This window comes from Dictyobacter sp. Z7_2, from assembly GCF_057551105.1.
On sequence record NZ_BAAJPE010000002.1, the window covers coordinates 1,450,678 to 1,464,743 of the forward strand.

Here is a 14,066-nt window from a genome sequence, read left to right on the forward strand (position 1 = left end):
CCAATGGTATTTATCTGCCCAATTACGCCCCCAATGCCTGTGACCATTGCAGTAGTCGCGCTTTACGCTCAGTATCATCAGTAGGCAATACTAACGGGCGACCACGAGCATCAATGATCAATCCGACGAGACCACCATCGATCTCTTCAGCAGCACGTGCACGTTCACCGGGTCCAAGCCCAACATCGACCGTTGGAGCTGGGAATAATGTCAGCAGAGCCTGTTCATTGACTTGCAATGGAATCACCTCAATCGTGCCACCCATTACATCAATGCTCAATTGTCTGCCATTACTATATTCTACACCCACCCGCACAGCCAACTGGCCTTGCTGGACATTCCCGAACGGGATCACACACGTTCCAATACGATGAGAGACGGCATCATTCTCATTTACCTGGACAGCCATGACAGGAGCAACGGTCGCGACCGCCCCCAATTGTGAGATCAACATCGTGTTGTCCACCACCAGAGAAGTCACACCACGTGGCTGCAAAGCATCTAATAACATCATTGCTACCTGCCCATACTTTGGAGCATGAGCAAGGACCCCCCCTGTCCCAAGGATAAGATCCGTATCTGGCAACTCTAAATGGCTGTTTTTTCTGGCTGCTTCGAGCGTGATCATAATCGCCTCGCGCGCAAAGGCCTGCATGAGAGCTAATGTATGTGTTTCCGTAGGCAACGTCTGAGGATGAAGCATATGGTGCAGTGTAAACTGCCGCACTTCGTCTTCAGAGATATCAAAAGGCAACCAGCGTCGTATGCGTTCCAGGCCAACAATCTGCAACACGTCGCCAATATTCGCCCCAACCCCGATGCCTGTACTCACCATCGGGATAAATTCGCCTTGCTCTCCAGCCAGCATCACCGTTGTTGTCCCACCACCGACATCGATAGCCGTGACATTCATCGCATAGTGCTGAGCCAGAAAACGGACCAGGCTACTCAATGAGGTAGCAGATGCCACTGGCTCTGAACGCGACCATTGGCTAATCCGCTCGTATCCAGGAGCCGCTTGCAGACATTCGCGCTCATGCAAAGATCCAATCGCGGCACTAATCACCCCCAACTGATGCGCATCCGTCAAATTATCGACGCGTGTCACCTCAGCTACATTTTGTAGCATACGGCGTACGGCCTCAACATATTGAGGTGCTCCGGCATAGATCACAGCATAGCCACGCTTCTGCTCATCGGCGGAGATATTCCCATTTTTGGACTTTTCCTGACTTGCATTGACAAGCAGTTGACACGCCTCTTGCAATGGGGAAGGTCCAGCCGGGCCATTGGCAGCGCCGACAATCACTGCTGCCTGAGGCTGTAGCTCACGTAAAACCTCCAGTTGACGATCCCACTCTGCCGCCACACGATCCTGTGTCCAACCACCTGGCGCCCCGGCGGGGGCCGTCGCCGCCACATACGAAGGGGAAGGGATAGTCTGCATCTGAGCATACAGGCCAGACATGGCTTGCGAGGATAAATCCCCTAACTCCTGGCTGACTGCGCCCATGACAGCTACCCGCAATGGATCACCAACGCTCATTGTCGCCACAAAAATATCGACGCCATCCCCATCTGATCGTTCAGGTGAAATAATTTGCTTATCCGCCACAAAACTGCGTCCTGTGACAAACTCGATAATATTAATCGCGGCAATAATGCCATCGGTAAGGTCCTCATGAGGAGCCTGTAACGTCGATGGTGCTTCCCCACGCGCCATCAAACGATACTGGCCCTCAACCATACCAAACAGGGAAACCTTGGTAAAAACGGCCCCGCAATCCGCAACGAGAAGAGAGGCGGGGGTCGCCGGACTCTGCTTTGGCGCTGGTCCCTGTCCACTCTCTGGATAGGATTGTGTATACATGTACGGCATCCTTCTTCTTTAGAAACTAACGAGAAAGCCATTCGCGAATCGCTTCGAATACACTGCGCTTCTTATTCTTCAACTCACTGGCTCCATCAGAGGCCGATGATTGCGCGGACGAATTTGACGATGACTGAGCACTATTGCCATAATATGAGCTACTACTCATCGACGAGCTTCCATTCAAAGACTGATTATTGCCCAGTGAAGCATTCATCTGCCCCTGAGCGCTACCCGCATAATTAGTATTATTATAACTGCCAGACATACTGTTTCCAGCACCGTAGTTCTGTGGAAACGCATTGCTGCCCCCCAGGCCTGCGGGCGTATTGGAAATCCCTCCCGGATTAAGCGCACCGCTCATACCCGACGGAGATTGAGGCGTCGCCGACTGGCTCCATTGAGGATAAGAACTGGCTTGCCCCTGCCCTGGCTGGTCTTGTCCATAACTATATGAACTTTGCCCGGATTGCCCAGACTGCCCATAGGTATTCATATTCATAGGAGCACCTTGTCCGGCCGGTCCATATGAATTACTTTGCGCAGCTTGATTGCTTGGTCCATAGACACCACTCTGTCTGGATTGATCGGGCTGCTGGTTAGAGGCGGGATAATTTGGAGCCGTCGATGCAACACCAAGCATAGAAGCAAACACGTTTGCCGCCATTTCGCTCGTCTCAGTCGGATTTACCTCACCACGTGGACGACTCGGCACCCGCATATTTTCTACGCGTGGAGGCATCGTATAAGAAGATCCCGGTCGTGGCGCAGGCGATGGTGCAGGCTGAGCAGGAGGCATATTCGCGGACTGACCGGAACGTAACCAGCTCGGCAACGAGTTGTTATCAATGAATGAGGAAGCCGATAACGCCCCTCCCTCTGCCGGGGGTGCAGCATTCATCTGAGGAGCCTGAGCCGCAGGATTCACTGGCCCTGCTCCCGGCCAGGCCGCGCTTGATGGCTGAACAGCTGGCCAAGCTCCCTGTGCCGCATTTTGACCCGCTGGGGAAACAGCTCCATGTGCATTGGTATTTAAGCGTGGATATTGACTGGAATTCTGACTCCCCTCACGTAACCAGGAAGGCAGAGAATCCACATCCAACAAGGATGACGCCGAAAAAGAGGGCTGTGCCCCGGTAGATCCACTCTGACTCTGCTGATTCTGCTTTTGATTCTGATTAAACGCAAACGAGCCACTATTATCGTTAGCACGCTCACCTTGAGGCTTCATCCATGAGGGCAATGACTGCTGATCTATCAGATCACGAGCAGCAAAACCAGAGGTCACCGATGAAGGAGGAGATGTTGGTTGTCCTACCGTAGGAAAAGCAGAGGAACTTTGACCTATCGACTTGCCCTGACCGGTATTCCCGCGCTCGTTGCCTCGTTGTGGAGCTGGCTGTTGTTGAAGTGTCTTCATCCAATCCGGTAAATTCTCTTGCTGGACCAAACTTGAGGCCGCAAGACCTTCTGCATGCGCTGGCGAGGAGCCTATCTGACTGTTTGTCTGGTTGCCGGCCTGCATCCATGATGGCAACGATTTCTCATCGATTAACGATTGTGCCTGAAAACCAGTTGAAGATCCCTTTTCAGCATCTGGTGACTGACCAGGAAATGGAGTCGCATAGCTTGGAAAAGACGGATTGGCTCCAGTATTACTACTTGTATCACCCCGCTTTGAACTCATCCAACTTGGGAGAGACCCTTCATCAATGAGCTCTGATGGAGAGAAACCCGTGTTCACAGGATTATTTACGGGGGCAGCGGGTCGCTCCCCGGCACGTAACGACTCTAGCCAGGCTGGTACTTCTGGCGCATCTTGATAGACCATCTTTGGAGATGATTGAGATGACTCATTTTCTACCATTCCGGCGAGTGGCGTGCCACATGACTGGCAAAATGCGCCAGCCGGGGTCATTTTTCCACAGCGGTTACACTTGATCACTTTTGCTCCTCACTTTCGCCAGGCTCGTTCTTGGCAGTGTATCACTCTTTCTCCAGCTTGACAATGATAATGATTGAATAGATAAGACACGTTGATATGATACAATACGCACGGTATAATTATTCCAAAAGTACTATAGAAGTAGGAGGCCGCTATGCATGAGCAGACTACGAGTCAGGGTGGAAAAGTGTTTTCGTCGCCACCTCGATTGTGCCTTACCCTGCCGCTTCCACCAAGCATCAATGAACAATATGCCACAGTAAATGGTCACCGGGTGAGCACCCAGGTTGCCCGCAGATTTAAACGCAACGTCCATACACTTTTACGTCAGCTCGAACAACAGGGACTACTTCATGAGGCATTACGATCTCAATTTCAACAAGGTCATCTGGCGTTTCTGATGGATTTCTATTTCTCAACACCCCTCCGGCGAGATCTCGATGGAGGTTTAAAAATTACGCAAGATGCGATTTGCGAAGGGTTACAACTAAATGACAATCGTGTAGTGGATATTCATTTAATGAAACATATAGACCCACTACATCCGCACCTCTATGTTGAGTTGGAGACGATATCCGACTGGCATTTCGATACAGAGTACGTTCTTCTTCCATGAAGAAGAATACTTGTCTTTCAACTACGCCTTCTTTAAGATAGAACTATTCACAACTGAATTCTGTAACAAAATCCATCAAAAAATTTTATGAGGTACTAGTCTATGTTTAATTTATCCCCTCCCCGTCCCACCATTCGCTCACGGCTGCTGATCGGCTTTCTGTGTAGCACTGGTATCGGGCTACTGGCATATCGCCGCCGCTCTCTCAGTCGCAACGGAGTCGCCGGCGCAGTCATCACTGGCACTACCACCTTCGGTCTGGGTGGAACAGCCTGGGGACTCTCATTGATTTTTTTCTTCGTCACCTCAAGCTTACTCTCACATTTTCGTGCCGCCGCTAAGTCAAAGGTAGCTGCCGATAAATTTAGTAAAGGATCGCAGCGAGATATTGCGCAGGTAGCGGCCAACGGTGGTGTCGCCACTGCAATGGCGTTAGGGTATGGACTAACTCAATCGCCCGCCTGGCGCTCAATCTACGAGGCCGGCTTTGTAGGCGCCTTAGCCACAGCCAACGCTGATACCTGGGCCACAGAGATAGGCGTACTCAGTCAACAGACGCCACGCTTGATTACCTCCGGACAACCCACCACTCCCGGTACTTCCGGCGGAATTACCCTCCTTGGCACAGGAGCCGCCGCTGGCGGAGCATTGGCCCAGGGGATAGCCTTTAACCTGTTCAAGCGCAGACCTTCAGCCCTCTTACCTATGAACGCGCTCCTGAGCGGGTTTGGAGGAAGTCTGCTTGATAGCCTCCTTGGAGCCACGGTTCAGGCCATGTATTCCTGTCCAAACTGTCAGAAGGAAACAGAGAAACATATCCACAATTGTGGCACAGCTACTACGTATCTGCGTGGCATACGCTGGATGGATAATGATGCAGTCAACTTTTTAACCACTCTCAGTGGAAGTATCATTGCTATCTGTCTACAATTACCCTTCACCCGGTGGAAGATGCATCCCTAATATACTATAAAGTAGAACTCCCGTCACAAAAATCACCTATCATGTAGGTTACACATAAAACTAAAGGGAATGGTTTCATTTATATGAACACTTTTTTACGAAAAATCATTACGCCGGGATGGCAACCGGGTAAAGCGGCCCTCATAGGAGCGGTAGCAACGCTGGCATACAGTATTGCCATGGAAGGCGACAAGTTCTTGATTGGCAATCGCTTCAGCGATGTACGCTTCATTCAAGGACTCATAGAAGGCGAAAAGCGCACACAAAAGGTTACTATTCTTTCCTGGGTTCTTCACTTTCTCAATGGAGTAGCTTTAGCTGAGATCTATGCCGCTATCCTGAAACGTTTCTTGCCCGGTCCTGATTGGCTCCGGGGAGCCATTTTCGGCGAGATGTTTATTATCAGTGCCTGGTGGCTTACTCCGTTGGCGGATAAGCATCATCCTTTGATCAAGAACAAAGAGCTGCCCGAACTGGCTAACTGGACCTCATTCTGGCAAAACATCGTTCGTCATCTTGTCTTTGGACTCACATTGGGCTTCTTATACAAAGACAGGTAATAGAGCCAGGCCTTTGCTGTCATAAAAAATGCAGGCCTCGTTGCACTGGCAACCAGACCTGCTTATCCACTCACCGTCCTGGCCACTAACCCATCCATGAAGATACGCCCTGCGACATAGTTCACTCTATCTGCGCCATCAACCTTTACGGTTTTTGTATCCAACCATTTAACAGTGGCAAACGATAGTTCGGACGCGACCAGGCCATCACAAGGAGCCAGATCCACACGATAAACCATGTCCACCACAGGATACGTAAGAGCAACTGCAACCCGAAGGAAGTCAAGATACCTAACAGAGGAATCCACGATAACATTCCGTTCAGCATCGTAACCCCAACGATGAGCAACGAGAGCGTGCCAAATGTAATCAACGATTGCAACGCATGCCGACGTACATTCTGGTTTTTCTCCACCAACAAGAGCACGAGCCCCGACACCCAGAACAACGAATAAGCAAGAACACGCTCAAGGCGCTCATCGAGTCCAAGCGTCGTCATTCTATGCATCAATTCAATGCCTCACTGTTCTGCAAATTAAGGACCTGTTACAAGTCCTTTCTATTTCTCCGATCTGTATCGCTACAAGCATATACGTAAAAAGAGTGAAGACGTTGCAACCGCCCCAACCATCTTGACGGCACAAACACTTCTTCTACATCTCTAGTTTTAATTAATCTCGCATACAATTTTTTTGCGTAGGATATTATAGACAAATAAGAAATTGTTTATATGGCATCATTTTCCTTATTATCTGTAGGAGAAAAGTACGAAGCGTGACAAATGATCCTGATTGAACGTCATCCGCTATAGAGTACAATAACGCGCACCTCTTTTCCTCGACGTTCAGTAAAGAGATGTGATTAATGAAGGGCTTTATGCAAGCAGTAAGTAAACAAGCAACAATCAAATCCGATCGTATACGACACCTGATCCGCTATCTTGCCGGGCTGATTACAGGGCTGGTCGGCATTTCAGATATGTTATCATCCATCGTACCGCGTTTTGCCTGGAGCTTTTTCCTGGGAGCGTGGCCTATTATCAACCATCGCGTGCCGGCACAAACATTTACTGTGGTGATAGGATTCTTTCTTATTCTCCTTTCTTACGGCCTCGCGCGAGGGAAAAAACACGCCAGAAATATCACACTCATACTGCTCTTCATATCAGCAGTACTCCACATTCAGCGCAGTGGCTCAGTGTTAGCAACCGTGATTGCGCTTGTGTTTGCATTAACGCTATTACTGCTGTCACGTTTCTTCAAAGCGAGAAGCGATCCTCCATCGGTACGCCGAGGGTACATTGCTCTCTGCCTGGGACTGGGTATCGTCGTCTTTTACGCGATCGGAGGCTTTATCGCACTCTACGATGAATTCGAGCCCTGGGTTGATCGTGTGGGAGTTCATGGAGTCATTGTCCAGATCATCGAGCATGGTGGACCAAGGATTCCCCATGCGACTCAGGCATTTGTCTTCCAACATGCCATTCCTTTCCTCTGCATCAGTGCCGTCCTCTACGGCATGGCCCAAATTTTCCGTCCGGTCGCTGCCGTCCTGCTCCCTGATACCACGACACGCGATAAAGTCGATGAGATCGTCCGCAGATACGGTACCAACTCCATCAGCTATTTTGCACTAAGTCACGAGAAATCCTACTTCTTCTCGACATCGGATAAGTCCGTCATCAGCTATGTCTTGCAAGGCAGCACAGCGGTCGTCGCAGGTGATCCGATCGGCCCCGAAGATGAGCAGGCTTCGATCATAGGACAATTTGTCGCTTTCTGCCATGAGCAGGATTGGTCTATTGTGTTCTGGCAAATTCGTGACAAGACAGCTGAGCTCTATTGTAAGGCCGGTTTCCATCTTCTAAAAATCGGTGAGGACGCGATCATCGACGCGCAGGCCTTTACACTCAAGGGAGGTGCCATGGCAAATGTGCGCTCAAGCGCCAAACGCGCTGAGAAAGATGGTTTGCGTGTCCTTTTCTATCGTGGACAGGTAACCGATGTTTCGCAATTACAGCAGATGGACCAGATCTCTCAGCACTGGATGGCCTCGAAAGGCGGCTCCGAGATGGGTTTTAGTATGGGCCACTTCGATATTCAGGGAGATCCACAACAGATTTATGCTCTAGCCGTGGACGAGCAGCAGAAAGTTCATGCATTTGTTTCATTTATCCCCATCTACGGTCGCAAAGGCTGGGGACTTGATTTGATGCGCCGCGCTGAGCAATGTGCCCCCGGTTCTATGGAGCTCTTGCTTGCGCGTACCATAGAATATATGAAAAACCTGAACTACCAGACAGTCAGTCTGGGCCTGGCGCCACTCAGCAACGCGAATGAAGAGGATGAGACATTTCTTGGTACCAGTATCGATTTCTTGAGCGATCGTTTTGGCAATCCGAGTCGTAATCAATCGCTCTTTAACTTCAAAAAAAAGTTCCAGCCGACCTGGGAAAGCCGTTACCTGGTCTATTCCGATGCTTTGAATTTGCCGAAAATTGGCTGGGCGCTCTATAACGCTCATCAGACCGATGCCTCTCTCTTGAGCATGCTGCGTCACACATTACTTGAATGGCAACATCCATCAACCTCCGAAGAGAATACGACCATGAACACGCTCAAAACGGTGAAAGCATAAAATATGTTGTCACAAGTAATTAAACTGCCGTATAATGAACATGGCAGATACACATGCTCTCAAATATTTTATCCTCAGGAGGCATATTTTTCATGATTCTCAGCGCTTTATCCCTCGATGGAACAAATATCGGAGCCTTTTTTGGCTTCTTAATCGCACTACCTATTGCTCTCTTCCTCGTCTACTGGCTAAGTGCAGTCAAAAATCATCTGGCTGTAATCATCGGTGGCTTTGTAGCCGCACTCATCGCATTTATCGCTGTGCTCGGCTGGGCTGGCACACTTTTCCGCTCCACACCTATGGATGGCGTCAACGGAGCTTCGACCTTCTTTGGTGGATTACTCCTCTGTGCCGCAGCAGGATTAATCGGCGGCATAGCAGTTGATATGATTGTGGCCAGTCGCAATAGCCGCGACTACCGCAGGCAACTCACACAAGAATAATGGTTTGTGGTCATGTTCTATCTTTTGCACGGTGAAGATGAGTTCTCCAGTCGTGAACACCTCAAAAAGTTGCGCACACAGGGGGACTTCGGATTTAATGAGGATGTCTTTGCGGGAACGGATGTCGACATCAAAAATGTCGTGATGAGTAGCAATACGCTTCCATTTCTGAGCGAGCAACGCCTGATTATTGTGGATGGCTTGCCCAAAAAGAAACGTGGTGAGACCACGTCCTCAGCAGGAGATACAACCAAAGGCGGCAAGCCCAAAAAAGGTAAAAAGGGTGGTAAATCTGCCGTTGGTCGAGCAGGCTTTGAAAAAGAGCTTGCAGAACATGTAGCAATCATGCCTGATACAACGATATTAATTGTGTGCGTTGATGAGGCGCTGGATAGCAGTAATGTGCTTGTCAAAGCTGCTGAACAGCATGGCAAGATATTCCAAAGTATGCTCCCCAAAGGGGCGGCACTGGATAAATGGATCACTAACCGTGCTAAAAATACAGGAGTAAAGATCGCTCCCGAGGCGATCAGCCTCCTGGCAAATTTCATCGGGAATAATTTACGCCTCCTTTCCAACGAGATCGATAAGCTAGCCATGTACGTTGGACCCGGCGCAACGATCAAAGTCGAAGATGTCCGCCAATTGTCGGCACACGTACAAGAGGCACGCATCTTCGATCTCACCGATGCCTTAGCTCAGCGCAATCGCAAACAGGCTCTCAACATTCTGCATGATCTTTTAGCCGATGGCGAGCCTCCCCTCAAAATGATCAGCACCATTACCTCACAAGTACGCTCACTGCTCCTTGTCCAGGAATTAGCGAAGAAGGGCTTACGCGGTGGACAGATCGCCTCGACACTGGGCATTGCTCCATTTATCGCCGACAAAGCGTTGCGGCAGGTAGGTAATTTTAACGTCACGCAGCTAGAGAACGCATATCGCCAGCTCCTCGCCACCGATGCCGCGCTCAAACGCAGTCGCCTGACACCAGAACTGGCACTCGACCTGCTGATCGTCAACTTCGGCCTGTAAACTCTCTGGCTCACTGATCAAATCATATACTTGACAGATGCACATCCTCTTACACACAATGTCAGCAGAAAACAGCCATACCAGTCCCGCATAAAGTGGAACAGAGAGAGAGAAAGTCTGGCATTATGCAAATATCTTCACTCCAACACGCGATCATCGAGCGCATGCAACAAGAAGGCCCCATCACGTTTGCCGAATATATGCGGATGGCTCTGTACGAGCCAAACTTTGGCTATTATGTCACTGGCGCAGCCAAAATGGGCTGGGAAGGTGATTACTATACGAGCACCGATGTCTCTAATCTGTTTGCGCATTGCATGGCCCGCCAGCTAAAACAGATATGGGAACAATTGGGATCTCCCATCCACTTTCGTGTACTTGAACAAGGGGCCGGACGTGGCGATCTGGCAGCAGAAATTAAAAACTGGGCCAATCAGGAAAATCAGGCCTTTGCCACAGCCCTCGACTATCGGCAGAGCGACATCAAACTTGGTCAGGACGCTCTACATATACAAGTAGAGGATTTTGCTCCGGCCGTTATTTTATCGAATGAATTAGTCGATGCCTTTCCGGTCCATGTAGTGGAGAAAAAAGACAAGCGACTCCGTGAGTTATACGTAACCATTGATCAGGGGCACTTTGCCGAAACATTTGATGAGTCAGCAGATCCGACCCTGAGCGCATACCTCGAACACTTTAAAATCCCCTGGTACACATTTCCTGATGGCTGGCGAGCTGAGATCAATCTGGATGCTTATACCTGGATGCAGCAAGCCTGTCAATTACTCCTTGGTAACTCACCCAAACGCAAAAGACGGGGATTTTTGCTCGCCATCGACTACGGCGATAGCGCCAAACAGCTTTACACGCCCGATCGCTATCATGGCACGCTGGCCAGTTACTACCAGCATCAATTTACTGATCGACCTCTGGCACGACCGGGAGCACAGGATATCACGGCCCACGTCAATTTCACGGCGCTGATCGAGGCTGGACGCCAACAAGGACTCCATCTGCAGACATTCACCACGCAGCGCAAGTGGCTGATGGATACAGGCATTTACGAAGAACTCGATCGTATCCACAAACAACATTTTGAGATCGTAGATCAGGACCGCGCCAGCGATCAAGGACAGACAGCCATGCTCCAGTGGTATAATTTGCGTCAACGTGTCTCTGCACTCACCGATCCAAGAGGAATGGGAAACTTTAAAGTCCTCATCCTCAAGCGCTAACCGGCAGAGATTAAAAGCTATAGAGCTAGCGATAAGGAGGAAACATATGTTGCGGAAAAGAATTGAACCAGGACCGGGACAAGAATCGGTCTGGGATTATCCACGTCCTCCCAGACTTGAGGATAGCCATAAACGCATTCAGATTGTTTTTAATGGTATCGTCATTGCTGAGACGCAACGTGCCAAAAGGATACTGGAAACCAGTCATCCTCCGGTCTACTATATTCCTCCGGCAGATATACAAATGCAGTACTTTTTACCATCCAGCAATCACACCTACTGCGAGTGGAAGGGGACTGCATCTTACTACACCATCAAAGTTGCCGATAAAACTATTCACGATGGAGCCTGGTATTATCCACGTCCGAGCAAAGGATATGAAGCGCTTGCCGATCACATAGCGGTCTACCCATCTCAGATGGACGCCTGCTATGTCGATGGCGAAAAGGTACAATCACAGCCAGGCGACTTTTATGGAGGCTGGATCACTCACGATATTGTCGGCCCCTTTAAAGGGGGATCAGGAACATTTGGATGGTAAAATAAGTATGATATGTTCCTCATCGCAGAGAGCTAAGCCTTTCGTATGTCGCTACCACAAAAGATAGCAACATGAGTCCATCATAGTGCGAAACCAAAACTATCAGAAAGGGAGTGCATGTATGACTATAGCTGATGCGCCTTCCGACAACGTCAAAAATTTTATGACAGCTTTAGATGATAATAATCTTGAGAGCGCCATCGAATATCTCGCTGATGACTTTGTCTTCAGTGGATGGACACCAAAGCCATTGAACAAAAACGGCTTCTTCGATTTAATCGGCGGCATTAAAGAGGGCATCCCAGGATTGGCCTTCAATTTACATAATGTACTTGAAGAAGGCGAAACGATCACGGGCAATATCCACGTCACCGGTTATCAGACAGATAGCTTTATCATCCCGGTGCTTGGCACGCCACCCATCCCACAAACGGCCAACAGTGTGTCACTGCCCTCAGAAGAGGTCACATATAGAGTAGAGCATAACCTCATTGTCATGTTTGATGTCAAAAGGGTTGAGGGAGGTGGCATCGTCGGGCTTATCAAACAGCTCGGAATAAACCTCACCCTTGCACAATAAGATTTTTTGTGTGGACGGTATCACCTTTTCGTCCTGCTCACACATAAAAATTGAGGATCTACATAGAATAAAGTAAAACTTACAGTATACCTCTTGTCAGGTCTTTGCCACAGAGACTCGCGTGTGAGCATCACGCACTGCAAGAGGTATCCGTGTTTTGATCCAACTATTTATCCCAGACTTTTTGTATCCAGATCCATTGTACTCTTTTGGGCGTTCTCGTTATGATAGATCCGGCCACTCCAATCGACTCCACGTTTAGTAATCACGCGCCACATGGATTGTCCAAGGATACCTTCAAAGATGGCACCTGCGATAGGATGCGTAAAGGCATAATACCAGGGCACATCCAGCTGCTTATTCAGCCAGACACGATAAGAGAGTAAAGGGACCATCTCCAGCCCTGTAGCAAGTGTAGTCTCCCCGCTAGATACAGATGCATGTTTACCAAAGCGTAATAATTTGAACAGTAGCGGCAAGAGAAAGGGGATAACAGTAATCATTGGCAGCCCAAAGAGTTCGAGCAAGACAAACAGCAGACCACCCCGATTCCCTAGATAGGAATTCTTACGCCATCCTCTCCAGAAAGCGGGCAGATCCCGATACATATGCACATGAACAAGCCCACAACCATCAACAAAGCGCAAGTGATAGCCATTTGTTTTGACTAAAGCGGCTAAATCCCGATCATCCAATAAAGTATCGCGCATATCTGGACGATCGTAGCCACCCAGACGCTCATACACCTCGCGTCGCATCAAAATGTACTGTCCATTGGCGATCGCCAGCGAGCTATCTGGATCATTCACCAGGCGCGGTGGATACAGCATACTGATACCAAGATACGCCATCGGCATAAGGATACGATCCCAGACAGTTGGTAGCTCTTGCTCGGTGCCTAAAGTAAACAGATCGGCATGCTCATCCACAGCCTGCGCGAGAGCAGAGCGCAGCGCGTTCGGTGCGTGCCACGTATCAGCATCGGTGAACAGAAACCAATTACCATTGGCCTCCTGGACACCTCGATGAAGCGCATGTGGCTTACCAGCCCAACCGGCAGGCAATTCATCGCGCAGCCGGAGTACCCAGAGACGATCACCATGTGGATGAGTTCGAGCCAACTCATCGAGGAGTACAGGCGTGCGATCGGTTGACCCATCATCAACGACAACTACTTCGAAGTGCTCATAATCTTGCGCTAATAGTGAGTTCACACAACGTTCTATATTCAGCTCCTCGTTACGAGCAGGTACAATAATTGAAACAAATGGTACCGCATTCTCTCTTACTTGGCCATCTTGTCCGGAGGCAGATTTGGGCGCCTCTACGAGAGGAGGAAGTATCTTTAAACGATCTTCTTTACGAGGAAAAGTCCGCCACCACAAGATACAATAAAATCCTATTACGCCCACAACGTGCGACCATAGCATAAGGCGAGGCCACGATCGCCACCAACTGTTTTTTTTCATATAAAGACTCTTTTTTTGAGGGAACATCTATTCCAATCAATTATATACTTATCAGACATGATAAAGACAACACTTCGCCTCAATTATATCCTATCTGGCTAGTTGAATCCCATTTTACAGGATAAATAGCCAAAAATCATAGCCTGCACGTAAGGTGGTCTCGGCGAAAATG

The 14,066-nt window shown here is 49.2% G+C and carries 13 protein-coding genes; 9 read left to right on the plus strand and 4 right to left on the minus strand.

The features are described 5' to 3' along the window. Nucleotides 1-22: 22 nt before the first annotated feature. Together AC27N8_RS19450 and AC27N8_RS19455 are read right to left on the minus strand one after the other, a co-directional pair. A complete protein-coding gene (locus AC27N8_RS19450) occupies nucleotides 23-1,870 on the minus strand; it encodes a glutamate mutase L (RefSeq protein WP_487069056.1) in 1,848 nt (615 codons plus the stop codon). Between the two features lie 25 nt (nucleotides 1,871-1,895). Next, nucleotides 1,896-3,815, minus strand: coding sequence for a hypothetical protein (locus AC27N8_RS19455; protein ID WP_487069058.1), 1,920 nt, complete (start codon nucleotides 3,813-3,815; stop codon nucleotides 1,896-1,898). Nucleotides 3,816-3,969: 154 nt separating this feature from the next. On the opposite strand from AC27N8_RS19455, the gene AC27N8_RS19460 reads away from it, so the two are divergent. The 3 genes from AC27N8_RS19460 to AC27N8_RS19470 all read left to right on the plus strand — a co-directional run bounded on the left by AC27N8_RS19460 (nucleotide 3,970) and on the right by AC27N8_RS19470 (nucleotide 5,954). After that, nucleotides 3,970-4,431, plus strand: coding sequence for a RusA family crossover junction endodeoxyribonuclease (locus tag AC27N8_RS19460; protein WP_487069060.1), 462 nt, complete (start codon nucleotides 3,970-3,972; stop codon nucleotides 4,429-4,431). A gap of 102 nt (nucleotides 4,432-4,533) precedes the next feature. Further along, nucleotides 4,534-5,394 (plus strand): DUF92 domain-containing protein, encoded by an 861-nt coding sequence (locus AC27N8_RS19465; protein ID WP_487069062.1) that lies wholly within the window; start codon nucleotides 4,534-4,536, stop codon nucleotides 5,392-5,394. Between the two features lie 83 nt (nucleotides 5,395-5,477). Further along, on the plus strand, nucleotides 5,478-5,954 hold the full coding sequence (locus tag AC27N8_RS19470; RefSeq protein WP_487069064.1) for a DUF6789 family protein: 477 nt from the start codon (nucleotides 5,478-5,480) through the stop codon (nucleotides 5,952-5,954). A gap of 145 nt (nucleotides 5,955-6,099) precedes the next feature. On the opposite strand, the gene AC27N8_RS19475 is transcribed toward AC27N8_RS19470, so the two are convergent. Continuing rightward, nucleotides 6,100-6,462 carry a DUF4870 domain-containing protein gene (locus AC27N8_RS19475; protein ID WP_487069066.1) on the minus strand — a complete coding sequence of 121 codons (363 nt, stop codon included), beginning with the start codon at nucleotides 6,460-6,462 and terminating at the stop codon, nucleotides 6,100-6,102. 356 nt (nucleotides 6,463-6,818) lie between these two features. On the opposite strand from AC27N8_RS19475, the gene AC27N8_RS19480 reads away from it, so the two are divergent. From AC27N8_RS19480 to AC27N8_RS19505, 6 genes are all read left to right on the plus strand, one after another. Beyond that, nucleotides 6,819-8,591, plus strand: coding sequence for a bifunctional lysylphosphatidylglycerol flippase/synthetase MprF (locus AC27N8_RS19480; protein ID WP_487069068.1), 1,773 nt, complete (start codon nucleotides 6,819-6,821; stop codon nucleotides 8,589-8,591). A 92-nt stretch (nucleotides 8,592-8,683) separates the two neighbouring features. Next, nucleotides 8,684-9,034, plus strand: a complete 351-nt coding sequence (locus tag AC27N8_RS19485) for a PTS sucrose transporter subunit IIBC (protein ID WP_487069069.1) — start codon at nucleotides 8,684-8,686, stop codon at nucleotides 9,032-9,034. Nucleotides 9,035-9,046: 12 nt separating this feature from the next. After that, nucleotides 9,047-10,069 carry a DNA polymerase III subunit delta gene (gene holA, locus AC27N8_RS19490; protein ID WP_487069070.1) on the plus strand — a complete coding sequence of 341 codons (1,023 nt, stop codon included), beginning with the start codon at nucleotides 9,047-9,049 and terminating at the stop codon, nucleotides 10,067-10,069. A 125-nt stretch (nucleotides 10,070-10,194) separates the two neighbouring features. Further along, nucleotides 10,195-11,304: a class I SAM-dependent methyltransferase gene (locus AC27N8_RS19495; protein WP_487069071.1), complete on the plus strand. Its 1,110-nt coding sequence runs from the start codon at nucleotides 10,195-10,197 to the stop codon at nucleotides 11,302-11,304. Between the two features lie 46 nt (nucleotides 11,305-11,350). Beyond that, nucleotides 11,351-11,845 carry a DUF427 domain-containing protein gene (locus AC27N8_RS19500; protein WP_487069072.1) on the plus strand — a complete coding sequence of 165 codons (495 nt, stop codon included), beginning with the start codon at nucleotides 11,351-11,353 and terminating at the stop codon, nucleotides 11,843-11,845. A gap of 121 nt (nucleotides 11,846-11,966) precedes the next feature. After that, on the plus strand, nucleotides 11,967-12,425 hold the full coding sequence (locus AC27N8_RS19505) for a nuclear transport factor 2 family protein (protein ID WP_487069073.1): 459 nt from the start codon (nucleotides 11,967-11,969) through the stop codon (nucleotides 12,423-12,425). A gap of 170 nt (nucleotides 12,426-12,595) precedes the next feature. On the opposite strand, the gene AC27N8_RS19510 is transcribed toward AC27N8_RS19505, so the two are convergent. After that, nucleotides 12,596-13,921: a glycosyltransferase gene (locus AC27N8_RS19510; RefSeq protein ID WP_487069074.1), complete on the minus strand. Its 1,326-nt coding sequence runs from the start codon at nucleotides 13,919-13,921 to the stop codon at nucleotides 12,596-12,598. Between the last annotated feature and the right edge of the window lie 145 nt (nucleotides 13,922-14,066).